The organism is Pseudomonas sp. FG1 (assembly GCF_034313875.1).
Taxonomy (GTDB): domain Bacteria; phylum Pseudomonadota; class Gammaproteobacteria; order Pseudomonadales; family Pseudomonadaceae; genus Aquipseudomonas; species Aquipseudomonas veronii.
Genome location: NZ_JAVIWP010000001.1, coordinates 2,070,348 through 2,092,740 on the forward strand (window position 1 = coordinate 2,070,348; position 22,393 = coordinate 2,092,740).

27 protein-coding genes and 1 tRNA gene are annotated in these 22,393 nt (G+C 59.9%); 9 read left to right on the top strand and 19 right to left on the bottom strand.

The genetic code is table 11. The annotated features are described in order from the left end of the window. The first annotated feature begins 2 nt into the window (after positions 1–2). The 3 genes from sctS to sctU are packed head-to-tail and all read left to right on the top strand — an operon-like array spanning position 3 to position 2,158. Positions 3–266: a type III secretion system export apparatus subunit SctS gene (gene sctS, locus RGV59_RS09495; protein ID WP_017844422.1), complete on the top strand. Its 264-nt coding sequence runs from the start codon at positions 3–5 to the stop codon at positions 264–266. Positions 267–275: 9 nt separating this feature from the next. Continuing rightward, a complete protein-coding gene (sctT, locus tag RGV59_RS09500) occupies positions 276–1,064 on the top strand; it encodes a type III secretion system export apparatus subunit SctT (protein ID WP_017844421.1) in 789 nt (262 codons plus the stop codon). Next, complete coding sequence (gene sctU / locus RGV59_RS09505) at positions 1,061–2,158, top strand: type III secretion system export apparatus subunit SctU (RefSeq protein ID WP_046488028.1); 1,098 nt, start codon at positions 1,061–1,063, stop codon at positions 2,156–2,158. Before sctT ends, sctU begins: the two co-directional genes overlap by 4 nt. Here sctU and RGV59_RS09510 read toward each other — a convergent pair whose 3' ends face one another. The 19 genes from RGV59_RS09510 to RGV59_RS09600 form a co-directional block, all read right to left on the bottom strand. After that, a complete protein-coding gene (locus RGV59_RS09510; RefSeq protein WP_017844419.1) occupies positions 2,159–2,530 on the bottom strand; it encodes a hypothetical protein in 372 nt (123 codons plus the stop codon). It abuts the gene before it with no gap. Continuing rightward, complete coding sequence (hrpT, locus tag RGV59_RS09515) at positions 2,527–2,730, bottom strand: HrpT family type III secretion system protein (protein ID WP_108525284.1); 204 nt, start codon at positions 2,728–2,730, stop codon at positions 2,527–2,529. Before hrpT ends, RGV59_RS09510 begins: the two co-directional genes overlap by 4 nt. Further along, complete coding sequence (gene sctC / locus RGV59_RS09520; protein WP_126587238.1) at positions 2,727–4,868, bottom strand: type III secretion system outer membrane ring subunit SctC; 2,142 nt, start codon at positions 4,866–4,868, stop codon at positions 2,727–2,729. The genes hrpT and sctC overlap by 4 nt, the downstream gene beginning before the upstream one ends. A gap of 14 nt (positions 4,869–4,882) precedes the next feature. After that, positions 4,883–5,230 carry a type III secretion protein gene (locus RGV59_RS09525; RefSeq protein WP_226926247.1) on the bottom strand — a complete coding sequence of 116 codons (348 nt, stop codon included), beginning with the start codon at positions 5,228–5,230 and terminating at the stop codon, positions 4,883–4,885. A gap of 46 nt (positions 5,231–5,276) precedes the next feature. Beyond that, complete coding sequence (locus RGV59_RS09530) at positions 5,277–5,495, bottom strand: hypothetical protein (protein WP_026139725.1); 219 nt, start codon at positions 5,493–5,495, stop codon at positions 5,277–5,279. 86 nt (positions 5,496–5,581) lie between these two features. Further along, the gene (gene sctL / locus RGV59_RS09535) at positions 5,582–6,178 is read right to left on the bottom strand and encodes a type III secretion system stator protein SctL (protein ID WP_017844414.1); all 597 of its coding nucleotides are present in this window, start codon (positions 6,176–6,178) and stop codon (positions 5,582–5,584) included. A gap of 2 nt (positions 6,179–6,180) precedes the next feature. Then, positions 6,181–6,738 (bottom strand): hypothetical protein, encoded by a 558-nt coding sequence (locus RGV59_RS09540; RefSeq protein ID WP_032804176.1) that lies wholly within the window; start codon positions 6,736–6,738, stop codon positions 6,181–6,183. After that, the gene (sctJ, locus tag RGV59_RS09545) at positions 6,731–7,537 is read right to left on the bottom strand and encodes a type III secretion system inner membrane ring lipoprotein SctJ (protein WP_026139723.1); all 807 of its coding nucleotides are present in this window, start codon (positions 7,535–7,537) and stop codon (positions 6,731–6,733) included. The genes RGV59_RS09540 and sctJ overlap by 8 nt, the downstream gene beginning before the upstream one ends. 6 nt (positions 7,538–7,543) lie before the next feature. Beyond that, positions 7,544–7,909, bottom strand: a complete 366-nt coding sequence (locus tag RGV59_RS09550) for a hypothetical protein (protein ID WP_259331064.1) — start codon at positions 7,907–7,909, stop codon at positions 7,544–7,546. A gap of 108 nt (positions 7,910–8,017) precedes the next feature. Beyond that, complete coding sequence (locus RGV59_RS09555) at positions 8,018–8,221, bottom strand: hypothetical protein (RefSeq protein WP_017844410.1); 204 nt, start codon at positions 8,219–8,221, stop codon at positions 8,018–8,020. A 181-nt stretch (positions 8,222–8,402) separates the two neighbouring features. Next, positions 8,403–9,329 (bottom strand): sigma 54-interacting transcriptional regulator, encoded by a 927-nt coding sequence (locus tag RGV59_RS09560; protein ID WP_017844409.1) that lies wholly within the window; start codon positions 9,327–9,329, stop codon positions 8,403–8,405. A 377-nt stretch (positions 9,330–9,706) separates the two neighbouring features. Next, positions 9,707–10,807: a redox-regulated ATPase YchF gene (gene ychF / locus RGV59_RS09565; RefSeq protein ID WP_046384760.1), complete on the bottom strand. Its 1,101-nt coding sequence runs from the start codon at positions 10,805–10,807 to the stop codon at positions 9,707–9,709. A gap of 22 nt (positions 10,808–10,829) precedes the next feature. Continuing rightward, the gene (pth, locus tag RGV59_RS09570) at positions 10,830–11,414 is read right to left on the bottom strand and encodes an aminoacyl-tRNA hydrolase (protein WP_017844407.1); all 585 of its coding nucleotides are present in this window, start codon (positions 11,412–11,414) and stop codon (positions 10,830–10,832) included. A gap of 166 nt (positions 11,415–11,580) precedes the next feature. Then, positions 11,581–12,180: a 50S ribosomal protein L25/general stress protein Ctc gene (locus RGV59_RS09575; protein WP_017844406.1), complete on the bottom strand. Its 600-nt coding sequence runs from the start codon at positions 12,178–12,180 to the stop codon at positions 11,581–11,583. Between the two features lie 138 nt (positions 12,181–12,318). Next, positions 12,319–13,260 carry a ribose-phosphate pyrophosphokinase gene (locus tag RGV59_RS09580; protein WP_017844405.1) on the bottom strand — a complete coding sequence of 314 codons (942 nt, stop codon included), beginning with the start codon at positions 13,258–13,260 and terminating at the stop codon, positions 12,319–12,321. 46 nt (positions 13,261–13,306) lie between these two features. Next, positions 13,307–13,381, bottom strand: a tRNA-Gln gene (locus RGV59_RS09585). 37 nt (positions 13,382–13,418) lie between these two features. Next, entirely contained in the window at positions 13,419–14,222 is an 804-nt protein-coding gene (gene ispE, locus RGV59_RS09590) for a 4-(cytidine 5'-diphospho)-2-C-methyl-D-erythritol kinase (protein WP_186352149.1), read from the bottom strand. A gap of 49 nt (positions 14,223–14,271) precedes the next feature. After that, entirely contained in the window at positions 14,272–14,889 is a 618-nt protein-coding gene (gene lolB, locus RGV59_RS09595; RefSeq protein ID WP_046488043.1) for a lipoprotein insertase outer membrane protein LolB, read from the bottom strand. 4 nt (positions 14,890–14,893) lie between these two features. Continuing rightward, a complete protein-coding gene (locus tag RGV59_RS09600; protein WP_079442819.1) occupies positions 14,894–16,618 on the bottom strand; it encodes a tetratricopeptide repeat protein in 1,725 nt (574 codons plus the stop codon). A gap of 182 nt (positions 16,619–16,800) precedes the next feature. Here RGV59_RS09600 and hemA point away from each other — a divergent pair, with 182 nt between their 5' ends. The 6 genes from hemA (at position 16,801) to RGV59_RS09630 (ending at position 22,168) form a co-directional block, all read left to right on the top strand. Continuing rightward, positions 16,801–18,087 (top strand): glutamyl-tRNA reductase, encoded by a 1,287-nt coding sequence (gene hemA / locus RGV59_RS09605; protein ID WP_017844401.1) that lies wholly within the window; start codon positions 16,801–16,803, stop codon positions 18,085–18,087. After that, positions 18,087–19,169 (top strand): peptide chain release factor 1, encoded by a 1,083-nt coding sequence (gene prfA / locus RGV59_RS09610; RefSeq protein WP_017844400.1) that lies wholly within the window; start codon positions 18,087–18,089, stop codon positions 19,167–19,169. Before hemA ends, prfA begins: the two co-directional genes overlap by 1 nt. Next, positions 19,170–20,000, top strand: coding sequence for a peptide chain release factor N(5)-glutamine methyltransferase (gene prmC, locus RGV59_RS09615; RefSeq protein WP_017844399.1), 831 nt, complete (start codon positions 19,170–19,172; stop codon positions 19,998–20,000). It abuts the gene before it with no gap. Beyond that, the gene (locus tag RGV59_RS09620) at positions 19,994–20,749 is read left to right on the top strand and encodes a molybdopterin-synthase adenylyltransferase MoeB (protein WP_017844398.1); all 756 of its coding nucleotides are present in this window, start codon (positions 19,994–19,996) and stop codon (positions 20,747–20,749) included. The genes prmC and RGV59_RS09620 overlap by 7 nt, the downstream gene beginning before the upstream one ends. Continuing rightward, on the top strand, positions 20,742–21,536 hold the full coding sequence (murI, locus tag RGV59_RS09625; protein WP_017844397.1) for a glutamate racemase: 795 nt from the start codon (positions 20,742–20,744) through the stop codon (positions 21,534–21,536). Before RGV59_RS09620 ends, murI begins: the two co-directional genes overlap by 8 nt. A 113-nt stretch (positions 21,537–21,649) precedes the next feature. Beyond that, a complete protein-coding gene (locus RGV59_RS09630) occupies positions 21,650–22,168 on the top strand; it encodes an acyloxyacyl hydrolase (protein ID WP_017844396.1) in 519 nt (172 codons plus the stop codon). The last annotated feature ends 225 nt before the right edge of the window (positions 22,169–22,393 follow it).

Genomic DNA, 22,393 nt, shown 5'->3' on the forward strand with positions numbered 1-22,393 from the left:
CTATGGAACCGATCGTACTGTTCAAACAGGGCATGCTGCTGGTGGTGGTGCTGACGGCGCCGCCGCTGATTGTCGCGGTGATCGTGGGCGTCCTGACGTCACTGATCCAGGCGCTGATGCAGATACAAGACCAGACGCTGCCTTTTGGCGTCAAGCTGGTCGCCGTTGGCGTCACGTTGGTGGTGACCGGGCGTTGGATTGGCCTGGAGTTGGTCCAGTTGATCAACCTGACGTTCGACATGATCGCCCGTTCGGCCTTGAATTGAGGCGTGCCCATGCTGCTCTATCTTGATTTACTGCCAAGCCTGCTGATTGGCATGGCACGCATCTACCCCTGCGCTTTTCTGGTCGCGGCGTTCTGTTTCCAGCACATTCGCGGCATGCCCAGGCACGCCGTGGTGATGGTCATGGCGTTGATGCCCGCGCCGGGTATTCATGCGGCGCTGATGGGGCAGGAACTCTCCGCGATGATGTTGGGCGCGCTGGTGCTCAAAGAGGCGATCCTGGGCGTTTTGCTGGGGGTGTTGCTGTCGATGCCGTTCTGGATGTTCGAGTCGGTCGGGGCGCTGCTGGACAACCAGCGCGGGGCTTTGGCCGGCGGCCAGCTCAACCCGTCGCTGGGCCCCGACGCCACGCCGATCGGGCATTTGTTCAAGCAACTGGCGATTTTTTTATTGATGGCCAGCCTGGGCCTTGGCGCGCTGACCCAGGTGATCTGGGACAGCTACCTGATCTGGCCGCCGACCGTGTGGTTTCCGTTGCCGGCGGCCAATGGTCTCAGTGTGTTTGTCGAGTTGGTCGGCGACACCTTCACTCACATGATGCTGTACGCCGCGCCCTTTATCGCCGTACTGCTGTTGCTCGAGTTCGGCGTGGCACTGTTGGGGATCTACAGCCCGCAACTGCAGGTGAGTACGCTGGCCCCGCCGATCAAATGCCTGGCCGGCATCGGTATTCTGCTGCTGTATTTCGCCCTGCTGCAGGACTTGATCGTCGGGCGCATGGCGCTGCTGAGTGACCTCAAGCATTCCCTGGGCCTGCTGTTCAAGGGGCCTTTTACATGAGTGACTCAGGGGAAAAGAAACACCCCGCCAGTGCCAAGAAACTGCGTGACCAGCGCAAGAAAGGCCAAGTCGCGCAGAGCCAGGACGTGGGTAAGTTGTTGGTACTGACGGCCTTGAGCGAGATCGCCTTGTTCACGGCCGACACCAGCATGCAGCGCTTCCAGCAGATGATCGCACTGCCGCTGGCGCGCATAGGGCAACCCTTTGCGCGCGCCCTGGAAGAAGTGCTGACGGAGGCGCTGGTGTTGTTTTTCTCCTTCGGCCTGCTGATGGTCGGGGTCGCGATCGGGGTGAAACTGATTAGCAGTTGGATGCAGTTCGGCTTGCTGTTCGCCCCCGAATCCCTGAAGTTGGACTTCAACCGGCTGAACCCGCTCACCCAGCTCAAGCAGATGTTCTCCGCCCAATCCCTCATGAACTTGTTGATGGGCATCGGCAAGTCATTGCTCCTGGGCTTGATACTGTACGTGGTGATTGGCCCGTCGCTGGGGGCCCTGATCAACCTTGCCAACAGCGATCTGCAAACCTACATCCTCGCGCTGATCACACTCTTTCGGCACTTGTTGCATGCGTGTCTGGGGGTGCTGCTGGTGCTGGCGCTTATTGACCTGACGTTGCAGAAGTACTTTTTTGCCAAGCGCATGCGTATGACTCAGGTCGAGGTGGTCAAAGAGTACAAAGACATGGAGGGCGATCCCCACGTCAAGGGCCAGCGGCGCTCGTTGGCTTATCAGTTGGCCCAGGAAGAACCCAAGGTCAAGCTGCCCAAGCTGGAGGAGTCGGACATGCTGGTGGTCAACCCGACGCACTTTGCCGTCGCGTTGTATTACCGCCCCGGCCAAACGCCGCTGCCAAAATTGGTGGCCAAGGGCACGGACGCGAATGCGCGTAAGCTGATTGATCGAGCCAAGGCGGCGGATGTCCCGGTGATTCAATGCGTATGGTTGGCGCGCACGCTGTACGAGGCAAAACTGGGGGCGGGCATTCCGCGCGAGACCTTGCACGCGGTGGCGTTGATCTACCGTACCTTGCGCGACCTCGACGATGAGGCCAAGCGTGAAACCCTCGAGTTGCCGGAGCTGGAGCAGCGCTGATCAGCGGTTGGCGAAACCATCCAAGGCGTCGAGGTCGGCCAGCGACAGCATTCGGCTGAGGACTTGATCCACGGCCTGAAGCTCGGCGGGCAGGGCGTGCCAGATCACCAGTGCGCCCTGGGCATCGAGGTAGATATAGCAGCCATCAAATACCACTGCCTGATCGAAGCGGCGTTCCAGCACGCGTTGCAGTTGCCCGGCTTGCAAGGCCGCCTGGCTGATGTGCAATGCCAACCCCGGGCGGGCGTTGGCGTGCCGTGTGTGCAGGGCGATGCCCAGGCACAACGGCAGGTGAGCGGCATCGCCGCTCACCAGGCTATCGAAGAATGCCTGCCGATGCCGCTCATCGTCCGGCACCCTCCCGGCGTTCATCGTTCCAGCGACACCGTTTGATAGTCCGAACGCTCCCCGGCCGGGCCGGGTTCGACGCGCATGTGCGGCGGCCACCAGATCACCAGCTTATCGCTGGTCGATTGTGGGCGTGAGCAGGAGTCTCCTTTGCAGGTCGGGGTGCAACCGCTGATGAACAACGCGGCAATCATCAGAGTGGCGCACAACAGTCTTGGCTTCATGGCGTGGTCTTCCGGGTTGGCGTGAGCAGGGACGGGCGCGGCACACTCAGGTGTTCATCCTTCACCACCGGGCGCATGGCGATGAACACTTCGGCTTCTTCGCCCGGCTTGAGCCAGGCGCGTGGCCAGACGGTGACCGCCAGGGTCTCGGAGTTGCTGCATTCTTTTTCATCGATGCGGACATTGCGCTTGTACTGATTGCGCAGCACCACCACTGCCACGTTGAACTGCGGGCCGGCATACCACTGGCTGCGCTCGGTATTGAGCGCCAACAGCTCGCGAGGGGTACACAACGTATTCAACGCCAGCGGCATCGGTGCGGCCTTGAAGGCTTTGGGCACTTGCCCGCTGACCAGATGCGCCAGGATGCTGGTGATGTCGCTGCGGTTGATCACCGGCTGATGTGGGGCCAAGCGCCGTGCCAGGGGTTTGAGGGCGGCCTGCAACTCGCTCTGGTCGGCCTGCGGCAAGTAACGTGATGGGTCGGACTGATCGCCGATCACGCGCGGGGTGAGAATGAACAAACGTTCGCGCCGGTTGTTCTGGCGTTCCGTCGAAGAGAACAGCGCTTTGCCCAGCAACGGAATGTCCCCCAGCAAGGGGATCTTGTTTTGCTTGTCCGCGCTGTTCGTTACATGGAAACCGCCCACCACCAGGGAGCGTTTTTCCGCCATGACGGCCTGGGTGCTGACCTTGCCTCGACGCACATCGGGGCCGATGCGTTCGGGGTTGGACTCGTCGAAGTTACCGTCTTCGATGTCCACCGCCAGGTGGATCTGATGGCCACCGCGGCTGGTGATGACGCGAGGCACGACCTGGAAACTGGTGCCGACGGTGATCGGCAGGATGGTCGCGTTCTCGTTGCCGGCCGTCAGGTACTGGGTGCGGTTGAAGTCGATCACCGCCGGTTGGTTTTCCAGGGTGAGCACCGATGGGTTGGAGACCATGGTTGCCAGCCCGCGCGCTTCCAGGGCGCGCACGTCGGCGTAAAAGCGGTCGCGGTTTTCGATCGACAATTGTGATGAGGTGCCGGGCGCCATGTTGACCGCGCCGCGGAAGCGACTGTTTTGAAAGCCCCAGTTGACGCCGAACTCACGTAATTGGGTGCGTTCGATGTCGAGGATGATGGCGTCGATTTCCACCAGTTTGCGCGCCACGTCGAGCTGACTGATCAGCTCGCGGTACATCCCCTGACGCTCCGGCAGGTCATAGATCAGAATCGCGTTGTTGCGCACATCGGCCTCGACGCGGATTCGGCTGGGGTTGACCGGCGCCCGCGACGTCAGCGCTATGCCGGCGTCCACCGGCCCGGTTGGCGCGGGTGTGCCGAGCATCTGCCCCAGCAGCGGGTTGCTCAGGCGCGGGAATGCTGGCGTCAGGGGCGCGGGCTGGGACTGCGCGGGGGAGCGCTGAGTCATGCCGGCGAGCATCGCGGGATTGCGTGGGTCGAGCAGCCCGCGCAGCATGGTAGCCACGCCGGGGATGGTGATTCTTTCGTTGCGGTATTCCATTTGGCGGTCCGCGGCGTTGGCGAACTTGAGCGGATAGCTCAACACGCTCTGCTTTTCGTCCGGTGAACGGCGCTGGCTGCTGAACTGCTTGATCTGTTCGATATAGCGCCGGGGGCCGGAGACCAGGACGACACCGTCCTCCGGCAATTCGCCCCAGCCGAAACGACTGTCGAGCAGGCCGATATCGGTCAGCGCCTGCTTGAGGTCGGCAATGGTTTCGGACGACACCTCCAGGCGTGCGGACTCTTGCTGATCGAGGGTGCTGATGTGCAGGGTGTTGTTGTAGAGATACCACTGGAAGCGGTGTTCAACACCCAGCCTGTCGAGCAGCGACTGCGGGGTATTGGCGCGTATCTTGCCGTTGACGTTGCCCTCCAGCAGGCCCTCGATCTGGAGTTGGGTGCCAAATGTCTGGGCAAAATCTTCCAGGACTTCACGTAACGGCTTGTGCTGGGCTTCATAGGCGTATGCCGTGTTCTTCCATTCGGCGGGGATGGCGGCGAGGGCGCCTGGCGCCGGGGCCAGCAAGCAGGTCAGGGCGATCAGGCACCGCCAATCGGCGCGTCCGGATGAAGTTTCGGGCGGGTCAATGCGCAAGCTGTCGCGCTTGTGGATCTTGTTATGCATAGAAGCTTCTCTGATTAGTACAGCAACGAACGTAGGGAGGTGGGGTTGCGTCGAGGCGCCGGTCTGTGGAGGCGCGCGACGGTGGCGCGCCAGGTATCGCGTTGGTTGAGCAGGGACTCGAGGCAGAGCTGCAGCTGCTGTTCGTCGTGCTTGTCATGCAGGCAATGCATCAGCCAGAGCGCGCCACTGGCCGGCGCCTGGGCGAGAGCGCCAGGAAAGTGTTCCAGGCTGACCTCGCCCAGTCGCAGCCAGCTCAGCAGCAATGATTTGTCCGGGCGAAGTGGCGTCAACTGGACACTGAGCAACAGGCTGTTCGAACAATGACGCAGGATAATTTCGTCATTGTTTTCGAATAACCTCAATTCTCCGGAGCCGCGTTTCAAACACTCGGCCAGCAGCGCGTTCAAGTTACTGACCGCTGTCCAGGCCTGACTTCAGGAGCATATGTTTGACGCGGGCATGCTCATTGAAGACGTATTCGGAAGTTCGATGCTTGGCGACAAGATCGAAAAAAAAGGCGAGGTCTTCTTCAGACCCGGAATTGGTTTCTGCGGCGAGGTTGAGGTCACGTTTAACCTCCCTTGCGTCGTTTAAAAGCCGATTGCTGTAACCGTCGTAATAGTTCATGGATTCACTCCGTTGGGATGTTCTCCTTTTTGGTTTGTATTTCGAATTGGTTCCATGTGCGGCAATTTTTATTTCATGAAGTGTGTTTAAAACCCGTTGTCTGAAGGGCTGTCATCGGGCTTCATGAAAATATTGATCAAGGACGTCCAGTCAATCCGGAAGTCCCCTTCTTCGGTGGTCAATATGAGCGATTGCAGTTTGATCGTATCGTCGGCGCGCAGTGTCCAGTGCGTGCTGCCGCGGTTGGTCAGGCATGCCCGCACCGCCTCCAATTCGAGCGGGTGGCAAACCAGTGTTGCCTTCACCGCTGGCACATGGCTCGCCAGTAATTGCTTGATCAGGGCGGCCATGCGTTGGGGGGCGGGGGTGTCTTCTAGCAGCAGGTGAATAGCCTGGTTGGCGATCGAGGTGGCGTATTGTTCAAGGCTGTCGCACAGGGCCTGACGCTCGATTTCCCAGCGTTTGAGTTGTGCATTGGCACGTTGCCATACTTCAACGCTGACTTTTTCCAGCAGCGCTTCACGTTGGGCGTGTGCCGTCTTCAGCAACTGCCTGGCCTCGGCTTTTGCCTGGTCCACCACATTGCTGGCCTGGGTATAGCTCGCCAGTGTTTCGCAAGAGATCAGGCTCCCCGGCAAGGGCGGCGCGCCCCCGGGCGAGCTGATTTTATATCGGCATAACATCGTTAATCTCCGAGCCCCTCTGAGGCGGCAGCGCTACTGTTCCTGTTCATCGCGCCAATGCGCCACGCCACCGCATGCCAAAGGGTATCGAGGCGGCTATGGGAGTCGCCGAGCGACAGGGCTTTTTCGTCCAGATCCAAAATGCGCCGGCGCGCAAAGCGCAACCGGATGCGCTGCCAGGTGGCCGGTGTGACCCAGGCGCGGAGCAATTGCAGCGGGTCATTATCGGGTTGCACCATATCCAGGGGCAGGGCCTTGGCCAGCCTGTTGCACCACTGTCGATGGTTGTCATCGAGTGCGGTGGCATAGGCGGGACGGCAGATGCCGTCAATCAGGGCGAGCCCCAGGTCGAGTTGATCCGTGGGGGCGAGTGCCAGTTGCAGGAGTGCGGGGTCGGGCATTGGCGGCAGGCAAGGGGCAACGCCATAAGGCGTGCCCGTGACGACCTGCCGGCTGCGGTGCAGCTCATTCAGCGCGGCGTGTTGAACGGGGGCTTTCCAGTCTTCGTGGGCACACAACCAGGGCGCGGACCACCATTGGGCCCATGAGAGATTACTCATTGCGGGCCTGGACAGGCGCATCCGGGGATGGGCCGTCTGACAGCGCGTCTGCGGCTCTTTGTGTGCGTTTATGCCAGAACATGCCCGCCGCGATCATCAGCGCCAGGGCGATCAGCCCGAATGTCACACTGGCCCGCCAAAAACCGATGTCATCTCCCGGAACCAGGAACGGCCCGAAGTAAGCCAACCGTTGCTGCTCTAAGTAAGCGGTTGCCGGCACGAAGACGACCGTCAGTTTTTGCGGGTTTTCCACCGCGGCGGTCATCCCCGGAATACTGCTTGCAACCATCCTGCGCACCCGGGCCCTGATATTGTCGGGGTCGAGTCGCGGGTCATGCTTGATGAACACCGAGGCGGAGGCGGGTTGTACCGGTTCTCCCGGAGCGACGCGCTCGGGCAGCACCACGTGTACGCGAGCCACGATGACGCCATCGATGTTCGACAGCGTGGTCTCCAGCTCCTGGGACAGGGCATAGATGTAGCGTGCTCGTTCTTCAAGCGGGGTGGAAATAACCCCCTCTTTGCGAAAGGTGTCGCCCAGCGTCGCGCGCGCGACCCGCGGGAGGCCGGCGGCCTCCAGCGTTCGCACAGCGCGGCCGATATCAGTTGAGTTGACCACCACCACAACGCCATCTTTCGCGGGAACCTTGGTGGCGCGGATATGTTTGTCCGCCAGTTCCGCAACGACCTCATTGGCCTCTTGTTCGGTTAACTGACGATGAAGTTCGACACGGTCACTGCAGGCATTGAGCAAGAATGAGAGCGACAGGATTACTAGGATAAGCCGCGGGCGAGTCATGTTGGCCTACTGGAGGTTGCTGATTTTATCGATGCACTGCGCGGTTTTACCGACGCTCTTCGACAACATGTGCGTCAGCAGGAGTGCGTCGGAAAGTTGCCCCGGATATTTTCGCGCCTCTTCCAGTTTGTTCTTGCTGCTTAATGCACGCAGGCTTTTGGTCATACGCTCAGTCATGGAATTGAGCTTGCCTGCGGCTTCGGAAAGCATATTCGGTGGCAGCGCATGATCGACCGCGGTATTCGCAATTGGGGAAGGCATGAGCGTTGAGTTGAAAAAGCTGACATCGGTGGCCGAGTGGGAGGCCTCCTGTATGCCTGAGGTGCCAGGGAGTTGATTGATTTCAGTCGTGCGGATGCTGCCTATCATCATGTTGCCCTGTCAGATAAGGGTTAGAAGATGAGCGTGTATATGACAACGCTCGTGGCGATGTGGCCTTCCCGGCATCGACTGTCGAGAAGGCCAGCAAGCGTTCAGCTATTACAGGCGGAGCATGTCAGCGGCTGCTTTAATACCGTTGGTATTAGCGTTCTCTGCTGCTTTATATGCGTTTTTTACACCATCTTTGCGCTTCTTGGATTCTACAGCCTCCATCCCAGCATCTGCTTCATCAGCAGACATATTGTTGGCGTCACCGCCACCATAGGAGGCGCCAGAATACGAGCCAATCGAACCGATAGTCATGTTGTTTTCTCCGTGCTTAACGTTAGTTTCACTGGAGTCAGCGATACATCAAAAGACGCTGTTGCACACCTGTATCGCTGTTCCATGACTTATGTGGCTAAACGGATTCATGCGTTCCATATGTTGCGGGAAGGTATGTTTCAAAAGATGTTATTGCGTTAACAGGGGGCGGCACCCTGTTTCAGTTAAGTGATATTCCCAAATGCTTTATTCGGTGGTACAGCGTTCGCTTGGCGACGCCTAAAGCGATTGCCACACTGTCCACACAGTGGTCGTGTTGACGAAGCGATTCTTCAATCAGCGATTTCTCCATCTGTTGCAATCGTGTCTTCAGGTTCAATTCAAGTTCATGTCGGTTGATCACCGCGGTGGATAACGGCGGCAGGCCCAACACGAAGCGCTTGGCCGTCGAGCGCAGTTCGCGCACGTTACCCTTCCACGGGTGGCACAGCAGTTGTTGCAATAACTGCTTGCTGGGGGGCGATGGCGCGGCGAGCCGGAAGTGATCGGCCTCTTGCTCAATCATGTCCAGGAACAAGGGAATGATCCGCTCTCGCCGATCCCGTAAGGCTGGTAGGTGGATATTGACCACATTCAGACGGAAGTAGAGGTCGCGTCGGAAAGTGCCTTGCTCGACCATTTCGTGCAAGGCGTGCTGGGCCGAGGCGATCACACGCATGTCTACCGGGATAAATCGTGTAGACCCCAGGCGTTCGACCCCGCGCGATTCCAGTACACGTAACAGCTTGGCTTGCAGCGACAGCGGCATGCTGTCGATTTCGTCGAGGTATAGGGTGCCCAGATGGGCGGCTTCGACAAACCCCGCGCGAGATTGCATGGCGCCCGTGTAGGCGCCGCTGTTGACACCGAACAGTTGGCTTTCGGCCAGGGTTTCCGGGATGGCGGCACAGTTAACTGCAACGAAGTTTCCTTTGCGACGAGACAGCTGATGGATGCGTTGCGCCAACGTATCTTTACCTGTGCCGGTTTCTCCCAAGAGGAGAATATCGATATCGAGAACGGCCGTATTGTTCACGGTCGTTTCGATGGCCGGGCAATCGCTAAAGGTCATGTCCGTTATAAGAACGTTTTCGCAGAGCGTCGACATCGTGTTGTGCTCCGATACTGTTGCCACGTCAGGAGGGCAATTAACCTATGGGTCGACGTGCAGTTAAACAGGAAAGCTTAGTGTTGTCATGATGCGCTGCCGGCGTTAAAAGTGGTACCGGGTATAGGGAGGGCAAGTGCTCTGAAGTTGCAAGCGCTAGTTGAGATGGTTATCCGTGGTCGGCGTAAGATTATTCTTAGAGTGGTGAAGAATAGTTGGGAAGTTTTAATGCTTCGCAGATATGTTGCGGTGTGTGTTCTAAAGTCCTCTTATTTATAATGTATGGCAATGTTTCGCTCTCATGAGTCTTTCACCCACAAAAAAGCCGATGCAGGGCATCGGCTTCTTTATATCGCGACGTCTGCCGCGATCAATGTTTACACGTTGAAACGGAAGTGCATCACATCGCCGTCCTTGACGATATATTCCTTACCTTCCAGGCGCCATTTACCGGCTTCCTTGGCACCGGCTTCACCCTTGTACTGGATGAAGTCGTTGTAGGCGATCACTTCGGCGCGGATAAAGCCTTTTTCGAAGTCGGTGTGGATCACGCCGGCGGCCTGTGGCGCGGTGGCGCCGACCTTGACGGTCCAGGCGCGGACTTCTTCGACACCGGCGGTGAAGTAGGTCTGCAGGTTGAGCATTTCGTAACCGGCGCGGATCACGCGATTCAGGCCGGGCTCTTCCAGGCCCAGGGCCTCGAGGAACATGTCTTTTTCTTCGCCGTCATCGAGCTCGGCGATTTCCGCTTCGATCTTGTTGCACACCGGAACCACGATCGCGCCTTCTTCGTCGGCGATGGCCTTGACCACGTCGAGCAGCGGGTTGTTCTCGAAGCCGTCTTCGGCGACGTTGGCGATGTACATCACCGGCTTGGTGGTCAGCAGGTGGAAGCCCTTGACCGCGGCCTTCTCGTCAGCACCCATGGTCTTCATCAGGCTGCGTGCCGGCTTGCCCAGGGTGAAGTGGGCGATCAGTTGCTCCAGCAGGCCTTTCTGGACCACGGCGTCCTTGTCGCCACCCTTGGCGTTACGCGCGACTTTCTGCAGTTGCTTCTCGCAACTGTCGAGGTCGGCGAAGATCAGTTCCAGGTCGATGATCTCGATGTCGCGTTTCGGGTCGACGCTGTTGGAGACGTGAATCACGTTCTCGTCTTCAAAGCAGCGGACCACATGGGCGATGGCATCGGTTTCGCGGATGTTGGCCAGGAACTTGTTGCCCAGGCCTTCACCTTTCGACGCACCGGCCACCAGGCCGGCGATGTCGACGAATTCCATGGTGGTCGGCAGGATGCGCTTGGGGTTGACGATCACCGCCAGGGCGTCCAGGCGCGGGTCCGGCATCGGCACGATACCGCTGTTGGGTTCGATGGTGCAGAAGGGGAAGTTCTCCGCCGCAATACCGGACTTGGTCAGCGCGTTGAACAGGGTGGATTTGCCGACGTTGGGCAGGCCGACGATGCCGCAATTGAATCCCATGGTGTTTCCCCTCGGAAAAGAGTCAGGCCTTCTGGCTGTGCAGGTTTTTCATCGCGCGGTTCCATTCCCCGGCGAGGATATCCGGCAGCACGCCGAGGGCAAAGTCGATGCAGGCATCGAGTTTTTCCTGTTCGGCGCGTGGCGCACGACCCAGGACGAAATTTGAAACCATACTGGCAACGCCTGGGTGGCCAATGCCGAGCCGCAGACGGTAAAAGGTATTCTGATTGCCCAGCTGCGCGATGATGTCGCGCAGGCCATTGTGCCCGCCATGCCCGCCGCCTTGCTTGAGCTTGGCAACGCCGGGAGGCAGGTCCAGTTCGTCATGGGCCACCAGGATTTCTTCGGGTTTGATCCGGAAGAACCCCGCAAGCGCCGCGACAGCCTGGCCGCTGCGGTTCATGTAGGTGGTGGGAATCAACAGACGAACATCCTGACCCTGATGCGAAAAGCGTCCGGTCAGGCCGAAATACTTGCGATCGGCCACCAGGTTTACACCTTGGGCGTGGGCGATGCGCTCAACAAAAAGGGCCCCCGCGTTATGCCGGGTCTGTTCGTATTCTGCGCCTGGATTTCCCAGGCCAACGATCAGTTTAATGGCAGTCACGACAGGGGCCCTTCCTTTGGAGTTGTGGATAACAATGCCGACCTGAGTGCGGCGAAAGTGGACGACAAGGGATCATTTACTCAAGAGTAAACGTCGCGTTATCGCCCGCTTTCTCGCTACGTTTCGGTCCGCGATGTTTCCTCAAGCTCCGGCAATACAGAGTGAATTACTCTGCAGCGCCTTCTTCAGCTTCTGGAGCAACGCGTGGAGCGTGAACGTTGGCAACCGCTTTGTCATCACCGTGAACCAGTGCGACAAACTCAACGCCTTTAGGGGCTTTGAGGTCGGACAGGTGCAGGATTTCGCCGATTTCCAGAGCCGACAGGTCGACTTCGATGAACTCAGGCAGGTCTTTCGGCAGGCAGGTCACTTCGATCTCGGCAACAACGTGCGAAACTTCGCCGCCTTTTTTGATCGGAGCTTCTTCACCAACAAAGTGTACCGGCACGACGGCGGTCAGTTTCTGGCCGGCAACGACGCGAACGAAGTCAGCGTGCAGCACGTGGCCTTTAGCTGGGTGACGTTGCAGGGCCTTGATGATGACGTTCTGCTTGGTGCCGCCGACGTTCAGCGAAATGATGTGGCTGTAGGCCGCATCGTTTTCCAGCAGTTTGGCAACTTCTTTGGCCAGCATGCTGATGGATTCAGGGGCTTTGTCGCCACCGTAAACTACAGCTGGAACCAGGCTTGCGAGACGACGCAGGCGGCGGCTCGCACCTTTCCCCAGGTCGGAACGCACTTCAGCATTCAGAATAAATTCGTTCATGTTGTATCTCCAAAATAACCACATTCGCCCCAGCGTTTGCGACCAGCGCTAAAGGCGATATGGGCAAAAAAGCCCCGCCCCGACAATATGCCGGGGCGGGGCGCTTTTCGTCAGTGAGGTGATCCGAAGGTTTGACCCTTAACGGAACATCGCGCTGATCGATTCTTCGTTGCTGATGCGGCGAACCGCTTCGGCAACTACCGGTGCGATATCCAGTTGGCGGATACGCGGACAGGCTTGAGCTGCAGCGGACAACGGGATGGTGTTGGTCACCACCAGTTCGTCCAGCATTGAGTTCTCGATGTTCTCGATCGCTCGGCCCGACAGCACAGGGTGTGTGCAGTAGGCGAAGACTTTTGCCGCACCGTGCTCTTTCAAGGCTTTCGCCGCGTGGCACAGGGTGCCGGCGGTGTCGACCATGTCATCAACCAGAATACAGGTACGCCCTTCGACATCACCGATGATATGCATCACTTCAGAGTGATTGGCTTTCTCGCGGCGTTTGTCGATGATCCCGAGATCAACGCCCAGGGATTTGGCGACAGCCCGTGCACGCACGACGCCACCAATGTCCGGGGACACGATCATCAGGTTTTCAAAGCGCTGGTCTTCGATGTCATCCACCAATACGGGGGAGCCGTAGATGTTATCTACCGGAATATCGAAGAACCCCTGGATTTGGTCAGCGTGCAGGTCAACCGTGAGAACACGGTCGATGCCTACCACGGTGAGCATGTCAGCCACGACTTTCGCGCTGATAGCTACACGTGCGGAACGCGGACGGCGATCCTGACGGGCATAACCAAAGTAAGGGATTACAGCTGTGATTCGAGTCGCTGAGGAGCGGCGGAAGGCATCAGCCATCACGACGAGTTCCATCAGGTTATCGTTGGTCGGAGCGCAGGTCGGCTGGATAATGAAGACGTCTTTACCGCGGACGTTTTCATTGATCTCGGCGGTAATTTCGCCGTCGGAGAATTTACCGACAGAGATGTCACCGAGAGGGATATGCAGCTGACGAACAACACGTCGAGCCAGATCGGGGTTGGCGTTCCCCGTAAAGACCATCATCTTGGACACGCGCAGTACCTAGAGGCTGAGGGTAACCTGGATGAGTAAAGGAAAATGGCAGGGGCGGCTGGATTCGAACCAACGCATGGCAGGATCAAAACCTGCTGCCTTACCGCTTGGCGACGCCCCTGTATCTGTTGCAACGAGTACCCAGTACTCGGTTCCTTTTAGAGCAGACTTTGCAGCTTGCGATGCAACATCGAAACGTTGCTTCCTTTCGCTACAAACCCTGTAAGGGTCTCTGTAAGAAGGGCCGAGACTTTATCAGCTTCAGCTTTGTTTGGGAAGCCCCCAAACACACAACTTCCAGTGCCGGTTAATTTTGCTTCGGTAAATTTACCTAACAAATTCAAAGCGTTACGTACTTCTGGATAACGCCTTGCTACAACCGGTAAGCAGTCATTTCGACTGTTTCCCTTGGGAACGGGGCGCACTTTAATGGGAGGAGAGTTACGTGTCAACAGTGGATCTGAAAAAATTTCTGCTGTACTTACAGATACTTGCGGGACAAGCACGACATACCAAGGCTCTTCGGGGTTTTCCGGGGTGAGTTTTTCTCCCACGCCCTCGGCAAAAGCCGCGTGCCCACGCACGAAAACCGGGACGTCGGCGCCCAGTGTCAGGCCCAGCGTGGCCAGGCGATCGAGGTCCCAGCCGAGCTTCCACAAGTGGTTCAGGCCCAGCAGTGTGGTCGCGGCATTCGAGCTGCCGCCACCGATGCCGCCGCCCATGGGCAGGATTTTATCGATCCAGATGTCGATGCCCAGGGCGCAACCGGATTGCGCCTGAAGTTTTTTCGCGGCCTTCACGATCAGGTTGCTGTCGTGGGGCACCCCTTCGAATTCGGTGTGCAGTCGGATCACGCCATCGTCACGCACGGCGAACGTCAGTTCATCGCCGTAGTCGAGAAATTGAAACAGCGTCTGCAACTCGTGGTAGCCGTCTTCGCGGCGCCCCAGGATGTGCAGCATCAGATTGAGTTTGGCCGGGGAGGGCAGGGTCAGTTTTTCTACGGTCACCTTATTGCCCCAGCTTGCGTGGTTGCCAGTCCTTGATCACCAGCGTGATATCAAGGTCGGTGCCGTGCAGTTTGATCCGCTCGGGCAGCCAATAACCGCTCTGTTGCACGTAGCTCAGGTATTCGACCTGCCAGCCGTCCTGCTCCAGGGAGGCCAGGCGGCTGTCGCCATTGAGGCTCAGGCGGCTTTTGCTGTCGGGGGCGGGCAAGCCGCGTACCCACCAGACCAGGTGCGACACCGGCAGTTTCCAGCCGATCTGCTCTTCCAGCAGCGCCTCCGGGGAGACGGCTTCGTAGCGACCCTGGTTGGCCACTTCGAGGCTGACTTGCCCCGGTCGGCCGGTCAGGCGGGCGGCGCCGCGCCCCAATGGGCCGGACAGGCGGATATCGTAGTAGTCCTGGCGTTGCAGCCAGAACAAGGTGCCGCTGCCGGAATCTTTCGGCGCGCGTACCCCGACTTTTCCTTCGATCTGCCAGCCATCGATGCTGCTGAGCTGGGCCTTGTGCTGTTTCCATTGCGCCGGGTTGCCCTGGCCCTCAACGGACTCGCGGGCACCGAAGCCCGCGCAACCGGCGAGCAAGGCGATGAAGCTGAAAACGATAAAGTGGCGCAAGAACATAAACTTAAAGGGTCTCGGAACCGGTCAGGCGCTTGATGGTGCCGCGCAGGATGGGGCTTTCGGGTTGTTCCTTGAGGAACTTCTCCCAGATTTGCCGGGCTTCGCGCTGTTTGCCATTGGCCCAGAGCACTTCGCCCAGGTGGGCGGCGACTTCCTGGTCGGGGAAGCGCTCCAGCGCCTGGCGCAGCAGGCGCTCAGCCTCGTCCAGGTTGCCCAGGCGGTAGTTCACCCAGCCCAGGCTGTCGAGTACGGCCGGGTCTTCCGGGTTGAGCTTGTGGGCCTGTTCGATCAGCACCTTGGCTTCGGCGTAGCGCGTGGTGCGGTCGGACAGGGTGTAGCCCAGGGCATTGAGCGCCATGGCGTTGTCCGGGTCGCGCTTGATGATCAGGCGCAGGTCTTTTTCCATCTGCGCCAGGTCATTGCGTTTTTCCGCCTGCATCGCACGGGTGTAGAGCAGGTTCAGGTCGTCAGGGTATTGCAGCAAGGCTTGTTGCAAGACTTTCCAGGCGCGCTCGGCCTGATTGTTGGCCGACAAGGTTTCGGCCTGGATCAGGTACAGCTGGATCGCGTAGTCCGGTTCCGCCTCGCGCGCCGCGACCAGACGTTTTTCCGCCTCGTCGGTGCGCCCGTTGCTCATCAGGATGTCGGCCTGGCGCAACTGGGCGGGCAGGTAGTCGTTGCCGGGGCCGACCTTGGCGTATTCGAGCAGGGCGGCCTGGGGGTCGTTGTTTTCTTCGGCGATGCGGCCGAGGTTCAGGTGCGCCGAGTCCACATGGCTTTCGCGCTCGATCAACTCTTCCAGATAGCCCTTGGCCTCGTCCCAGGCCTTGGCTTCCAGGCACACCAGCGCCAGGGAGTAGCGCAATTCGTCATCGTCCGGGTATTGCTGGACCAGGTTGGCGAACTGCACTTTGGCGTCCTCCATGCGGTCCTGCTCCACCAGCGTGCGCGCGTAAGTCAGGCGCAGGCGCTTGTCTTCCGGGTACTTCTTGATGCTTTTTTCCAGCAGCGGAATCGCTTCCTTGCCGCGATTGAGGTTCTGCAACAGGCGTGCGCGCAGCAGGATCGGCGCGATCTCGCCTTCTTCCGGCGGGTTCTGTTCCAGCAGCTTCAGCGCGGCTTCGGCTTCGTCGTCCTGTTGCAGCAGCAAGGCCTTGCCGAACACGAGCTGGCTGTTCTTCGGGTGTTTTTGCAGCAGGCGGTCGAAACTCTTCATCAGCCCGTTGCGCGTGTCCTGGTCGGTATCGGCCGCCGACAGCGCAAGAAAGTCGAAATGCGTGTCGCCCTTGCCCTGCAGGACTTTCTCCATATAGGTCATGGAGTCGTCGTAGCGCCCCGAGCGCGCCAATTGAATGGCTGCCGCCCGTTGTGCTTCCAGGTCGTGCGGCGCGTTTTTCGCCCAGATCAGCGAGGTGTCCAGCGCAGCCTGGTCGGCCCCCAGGTACTCGGCGATGCGAAACGCCCGCTCCGAGATGCCCGGATCTTGCGTATTGATGGCCTGGGTCACGTAATTATCCAGCGCAATATCGAAACGATTGCGCTGGCCGGCCAGTTCTGCGGTCAGCAGGCTGTACACCGTATCTTCAGTGAACGAGGAGTAAACCTTGGGCTTTTCAGGGGCTGGGGTGCTCTCTTCCACCGGCGGTGTACCGTCGGTCGACACGGGGGCCATGGCCTGGCAGCCGTTGAGGAAGACAAAAGCGAGGAGCAACGCGGAGGATCTATTCATATAGGAAGAGGACGACTAACCTGCGGTCGGATCATCATGACACAAGCCTTCGGCCAAACATAACCGAGTCTCAGTGGATGCCTTTATAGGCACAACGTATAGGGACAATAGACGACGGTGGTTGTTCTGAATCTATCGAAGTAGGACAATTGTCGGCTTCCCGACATCATCAGCGATATTGAATGGCCTTCCTCGCACTCGGTATTAACCACAAGACTGCCTCCGTAGACGTGCGCGAGCGCGTGGCGTTTACGCCTGAGCAGTTGGTTGAGGCCTTGCAGCAGCTCTGCCGACTCACCGACAGCCGCGAAGCTGCGATCCTTTCCACCTGCAATCGCAGCGAGCTTTATATAGAGCAGGAGCATCTTTCAGCGGATGTCGTGCTGCGCTGGCTGGCCGATTACCACCATTTGGACTTCAATGACCTGCGCGCGAGCGCTTATGTGCATGAGGACGATGCGGCAGTTCGTCACATGATGCGTGTGGCGTCCGGTCTCGATTCGCTGGTCTTGGGCGAGCCGCAGATCCTCGGCCAGATGAAATCCGCCTACGCCGTGGCGCGTGAGGCTGGCACCGTGGGGCCGCTGCTGGGGCGCCTGTTCCAGGCTACGTTCAATTCCGCCAAGCAGGTACGCACCGACACCGCCATCGGGGAAAACCCGGTGTCCGTGGCGTTTGCCGCCGTCAGCCTGGCCAAACAGATTTTCAGCGACTTGCAGCGCAGCCAGGCCTTGCTGATCGGTGCCGGCGAGACCATCACCCTGGTCGCCCGTCACCTGCACGACCTCGGCGTGAAGCGTATCGTGGTGGCCAACCGCACCCTGGAGCGTGCCAGCATCCTCGCCGAACAGTTCGGCGCCCACGCCGTGCTGCTGGCCGATATCCCGGCCGAGCTGGTGCGCAGCGACATCGTCATCAGTTCCACCGCCAGCCAGTTGCCGATCCTGGGTAAAGGCGCGGTAGAAAGCGCGCTGAAGCTGCGCAAGCACAAGCCGATCTTCATGGTGGATATTGCCGTTCCCCGGGATATCGAGCCTGAAGTCGGCGAGTTGGACGACGTTTACCTGTATAGCGTCGACGATCTGCACGAAGTGGTCGCCGAAAACCTCAAGAGCCGTCAGGGCGCAGCCCAGGCCGCCGAGGAAATGGTCAGCGTCGGCGCCGAAGACTTCATGGTGCGCCTGCGCGAACTGGCGGCGGTGGACGTGCTCAAGGCGTATCGTCAGCAGGGCGAACGCCTGCGCGATGAGGAGTTGAGCAAGGCCCAGCGCTTATTGGCCAATGGCGGCAACGCCGAAGACGTGCTGATGCAACTGGCCCGCGGCTTGACCAACAAGTTGCTGCACGCTCCCAGCGTACAACTGAAAAAACTCACTGCCGAAGGCCGCCTCGATGCGCTGGCCATGGCGCAGGAACTCTTTGCCCTCGGTGAGGGCGCGTCAGATAGCTCTTCGGATAAAAAACCGTAATGAAAGCGTCACTGCTCAACAAACTGGACGTGCTCCAGGACCGTTTCGAAGAACTGACTGCGTTGCTCGGCGACGGCGAGGTCATCTCCGATCAGGCCAAGTTCCGCGCTTATTCCAAGGAATACGCCGAAGTTGAGCCTATTGTGCTCACCTATCAGAACCTGTTGAAAGTACAGGCCGACCTGGAGGGCGCCCAGGCCCTGCTCAAGGACAGCGACCCGGACATGCGTGAAATGGCCGTGGAAGAAGTCCGTGAAGCCAAAGACAAACTGGCCGAGCTCGAAGGCGACCTGCAACGCATGCTACTGCCCAAGGACCCCAACGACGGGCGCAACGTCTTCCTCGAAATCCGCGCCGGCACCGGCGGCGACGAGGCGGCGATTTTCTCCGGCGACCTGTTCCGCATGTACTCGCGTTATGCCGAGCGGCGTGGCTGGCGCGTCGAGATCCTGTCCGAGAACGAAGGCGAACACGGCGGTTATAAAGAAGTCATCGCCCGCGTCGAAGGCGACAACGTGTACGGCAAGCTGAAATTCGAGTCCGGCGCGCACCGCGTGCAACGGGTGCCGGCCACCGAATCCCAAGGCCGTATCCACACCTCGGCGTGTACCGTGGCGGTGTTGCCCGAGCCGGACGAGCAGGAAGCCATCGAGATCAACCCGGCGGACCTGCGCGTCGACACCTACCGTTCATCCGGTGCCGGTGGTCAGCACATCAACAAGACCGACTCGGCGATCCGCATCACGCACTTGCCGTCGGGCATCGTGGTTGAATGCCAGGAAGAGCGTTCGCAGCACAAGAACCGGGCGCGGGCCATGTCCTGGCTGTCGGCCAAGCTGAATGACCAGCAGACCAGCGCCGCCGCCAACGCGATTGCCAGTGAACGCAAACTGCTGGTGGGCTCGGGCGACCGTTCCGAGCGCATCCGCACCTACAACTTTGCCCAGGGCCGGGTCACCGACCACCGGGTCAACCTCACGCTCTACTCCCTGGACGAGATTCTCGCCGGTGGCATCGACGCGGTGATCGAGCCGTTGCTCGTCGAATACCAGGCCGACCAATTGGCGGCGATAGGTGAATAAATGACCATCATCGCCAGCCTGCTGCGCGCCGCCGACCTGCCCGACTCGCCCACCGCACGCCTGGACGTGGAGCTGTTGCTCGCGGCTGCCCTGGGCAAGTCCCGCAGCTACCTGCACACCTGGCCGGAAAAAATCGTCAGCAGCGAAGCCGCGCTGACCTTCGCCGATTACCTGCAACGCCGCCGCGCCGGTGAGCCGGTGGCCTACATCCTCGGCCAGCAAGGTTTCTGGAAGCTGGACCTGGAAGTCGCGCCCCACACGCTGATCCCGCGCCCGGACACCGAACTGCTGGTCGAGGCGGCCCTGGAATTGTTGCCCGCCACGCCGGCCAAGGTGCTCGACCTCGGCACTGGCAGCGGCGCCATCGCCCTGGCCCTGGCCAGCGAGCGCCCGGCCTGGCACGTCACCGCCGTCGACCGCGTGCTCGAAGCCGTGGCCCTGGCCGAACGCAATCGCCAGCGCCTGAACCTGCACAATGCCACTGTGCTCAACAGTCATTGGTTCAGCGCGTTGCAAGGCCACACCTACGACCTGATCATCAGCAACCCGCCCTACATCGCCGCCAACGATCCGCACCTGGCGGCCGGCGACGTGCGCTTTGAGCCGGCCAGCGCGCTGGTGGCGGGCCATGATGGGTTGGACGATCTGCGGCTGATCATCGCCGAGGCGCCGGCCCACCTCAACGCGGGCGGTTGGTTGTTGCTGGAACACGGTTACGACCAGGCCGCGGCGGTGCGTGACCTGCTGCTGAGCCAGGGCTTTGAAGGCGTCCACAGCCGCATCGACCTCGGCGGCCACGAACGCATCAGCCTGGGGCGCCGGCCATGCTGAGCGACCAGGAGCTGTTGCGCTATAGCCGACAGATTCTGTTGAAACAGGTCGACATCGACGGCCAATTGCGCCTGAAAAACGGTCGCGCCTTGATCGTCGGCCTCGGCGGCCTGGGCGCGCCGGTGGCGCTGTACCTGGCGGCGGCCGGGGTCGGCGAGTTGCATCTGGCGGATTTCGACACCGTCGACCTGACCAACCTGCAACGCCAGATCATCCATGACACGGACAGTGTCGGCCTGAGCAAGGTCGATTCGGCCATCCGCCGTCTGACCGCGCTCAACCCCGAGGTCAAACTGCTCACCCATCGCACTGCGCTGGATGCCGACTCCCTGGCCGCGGCAGTGGCGGCGGTGGATGTGGTGCTCGACTGCAGCGACAATTTTTCCACCCGCGAAGCGGTCAACGCCGCCTGCGTGGCCGCCGGCAAGCCGTTGGTCAGCGGCGCGGCGATCCGCCTGGACGGGCAACTGTCGGTATTCGACCCGCGGCGCGCCGACAGCCCGTGCTACCACTGTTTATACGGGCACGGCAGCGACACCGAACTGACCTGCAGCGAAGCCGGCGTGGTCGGCCCGCTGGTCGGTCTGGTCGGCAGCCTGCAGGCCCTGGAAGCATTGAAGTTGCTCGCCGGTTTCGGTGAGCCCCTGGTCGGACGCTTGTTGCTGATCGATGCCTTGACCACGCGTTTCCGTGAGTTGCGCGTCAAGCGCGATCCCGGTTGCAGTGTGTGTGGGACGCAGCATGGTTAAGGATGCACCGATCGGTGTGTTCGACTCCGGTATCGGCGGGTTGACGGTGCTCGAGGAAATCCAGCAACTGTTGCCCCATGAGTCGCTGCTGTACGTCGCCGATTGCGGGTACATCCCCTACGGCGAGAAAACGCCGGCCTTTATTTGCGAGCGTTTACACCGGGTTGCAGAGTTTTTCCGCGAGCGCGGCGCCAAAGCCTTGGTGATTGCCTGCAACACGGCGACCGTTGCTGCCGTGGCCGACTTGCGCAAGAGCTACCCCGACTGGCCGCTGGTGGGGATGGAACCCGCCGTCAAACCCGCTACCGCTGCGACCCGCAGTGGTGTGGTCGGCGTACTCGCCACCACCGGCACCCTGCAAAGCGCCAAGTTCGCCGCGTTGCTCGACCGTTTCGCCACCGATGTGCGGGTGATCACCCGGCCGTGCCCAGGCCTGGTGGAACTGATTGAAACCGGCGACCTGGGCAGCCCGGCCCTGCGCCAGTTGTTGCAAAGCTATGTCGAACCGTTGCTCAGCGCCGGCTGCGACACCATCATCCTCGGTTGCACCCACTACCCCTTCCTCAAGCCGCTCCTGGCGCAGATGCTGCCCCCCGGCATCAGCCTGATCGACACCGGCGCCGCCGTGGCCCGCCAGCTCAAGCGCCTGCTCGGCGAACGCGATCTGCTGGCCGCCGGCACTCCGGGCCCTGCCCAGTTCTGGACCAGCGGCGATGTGTATCATCTAAGAAATATCCTACCGACACTATGGAAACATCCCGGAGTTGTGAGAAGCTTCGGCTCGTGAAAATTTCGTCAAAATTCGCCGTTAGACGCTGAATTTCTGGCAGTAAGTCGGCTTCTATAAGCGAGATTTCCCTGTGTAAAAACCTATAACTTCGTTCGGAAAGGATGTTTCTTATGAAGCGCTTGTTCTGTTTGGCCGCGATTGCGGCCGTTGTGGTGGGACACTCTTTTTCGGCGCAAGCCGCCGGCCTTGAGTTTGGCCTGGGGACCACCGGTGATTCGACGCTCACCTATCGATTGGGGCTGACGTCGGATTGGGATAAGAGCTGGATGCAGAGCGACGTCGGTCGCCTGACTGGCTATTGGAGTGGTGCATACACCTATTGGGAAGGTGATCACCGTGCAGGCGCGAGCAGCCTGTCGTTCTCCCCGGTATTTGTGTATGAGTTCGCCGGGGAATCGGTAAAGCCTTACATCGAGGCCGGGATCGGGGTGGCGGCATTCTCCCGCACGCGGTTGGAAGACAACAACCTCGGCCAGGCCTTCCAGTTCGAAGACCGCCTGGGCTTCGGTTTGCGCTTTAACGGCGGGCATGAAGTGGGCATTCGTGCCATGCACTACTCCAACGCCGGGCTCAGCGACCATAACGACGGCATCGAAAACTACTCGTTGCACTACACGATGCCGCTGTAACTTCAGAACCCTGCAAAACCCTGTGGGAGGGGGCAAACCCCCTCCCACATTGAGATATTCATCGGCCTGAGATCAGCGGTAAGCGGTCGCGAATCCCTTCGCGTTCGGTGGCATCGAAAACTACTCGTTGCACTACACGATGCCGCTGTAATTTCAGAACCCTGCAAAACCCTGTGGGAGGGGGCTTGCCCCCGATAGCGCAGTGTCAGTCGCAGAATTTGCCAA

Coding starts and splice junctions, on each gene's coding strand:
- sctS (WP_017844422.1), top strand. CDS start 3: ATGGAACCGATCGTACTGTTCAAACAGGGCATGCTGCTGGTGGTGGTG.
- sctT (WP_017844421.1), top strand. CDS start 276: ATGCTGCTCTATCTTGATTTACTGCCAAGCCTGCTGATTGGCATGGCA.
- sctU (WP_046488028.1), top strand. CDS start 1,061: ATGAGTGACTCAGGGGAAAAGAAACACCCCGCCAGTGCCAAGAAACTG.
- RGV59_RS09510 (WP_017844419.1), bottom strand. CDS start 2,530: ATGAACGCCGGGAGGGTGCCGGACGATGAGCGGCATCGGCAGGCATTC.
- hrpT (WP_108525284.1), bottom strand. CDS start 2,730: ATGAAGCCAAGACTGTTGTGCGCCACTCTGATGATTGCCGCGTTGTTC.
- sctC (WP_126587238.1), bottom strand. CDS start 4,868: ATGCATAACAAGATCCACAAGCGCGACAGCTTGCGCATTGACCCGCCC.
- RGV59_RS09530 (WP_026139725.1), bottom strand. CDS start 5,495: ATGAACTATTACGACGGTTACAGCAATCGGCTTTTAAACGACGCAAGG.
- sctL (WP_017844414.1), bottom strand. CDS start 6,178: ATGTTATGCCGATATAAAATCAGCTCGCCCGGGGGCGCGCCGCCCTTG.
- RGV59_RS09540 (WP_032804176.1), bottom strand. CDS start 6,738: ATGAGTAATCTCTCATGGGCCCAATGGTGGTCCGCGCCCTGGTTGTGT.
- sctJ (WP_026139723.1), bottom strand. CDS start 7,537: ATGACTCGCCCGCGGCTTATCCTAGTAATCCTGTCGCTCTCATTCTTG.
- RGV59_RS09550 (WP_259331064.1), bottom strand. CDS start 7,909: ATGATGATAGGCAGCATCCGCACGACTGAAATCAATCAACTCCCTGGC.
- RGV59_RS09555 (WP_017844410.1), bottom strand. CDS start 8,221: ATGACTATCGGTTCGATTGGCTCGTATTCTGGCGCCTCCTATGGTGGC.
- RGV59_RS09560 (WP_017844409.1), bottom strand. CDS start 9,329: ATGTCGACGCTCTGCGAAAACGTTCTTATAACGGACATGACCTTTAGC.
- ychF (WP_046384760.1), bottom strand. CDS start 10,807: ATGGGATTCAATTGCGGCATCGTCGGCCTGCCCAACGTCGGCAAATCC.
- RGV59_RS09575 (WP_017844406.1), bottom strand. CDS start 12,180: ATGAACGAATTTATTCTGAATGCTGAAGTGCGTTCCGACCTGGGGAAA.
- ispE (WP_186352149.1), bottom strand. CDS start 14,222: ATGCTGCACATCCTGGGGCGCCGCGAAGACGGCTACCACGAGTTGCAG.
- lolB (WP_046488043.1), bottom strand. CDS start 14,889: ATGTTCTTGCGCCACTTTATCGTTTTCAGCTTCATCGCCTTGCTCGCC.
- RGV59_RS09600 (WP_079442819.1), bottom strand. CDS start 16,618: ATGAATAGATCCTCCGCGTTGCTCCTCGCTTTTGTCTTCCTCAACGGC.
- hemA (WP_017844401.1), top strand. CDS start 16,801: ATGGCCTTCCTCGCACTCGGTATTAACCACAAGACTGCCTCCGTAGAC.
- prfA (WP_017844400.1), top strand. CDS start 18,087: ATGAAAGCGTCACTGCTCAACAAACTGGACGTGCTCCAGGACCGTTTC.
- prmC (WP_017844399.1), top strand. CDS start 19,170: ATGACCATCATCGCCAGCCTGCTGCGCGCCGCCGACCTGCCCGACTCG.
- RGV59_RS09620 (WP_017844398.1), top strand. CDS start 19,994: ATGCTGAGCGACCAGGAGCTGTTGCGCTATAGCCGACAGATTCTGTTG.
- murI (WP_017844397.1), top strand. CDS start 20,742: ATGGTTAAGGATGCACCGATCGGTGTGTTCGACTCCGGTATCGGCGGG.
- RGV59_RS09630 (WP_017844396.1), top strand. CDS start 21,650: ATGAAGCGCTTGTTCTGTTTGGCCGCGATTGCGGCCGTTGTGGTGGGA.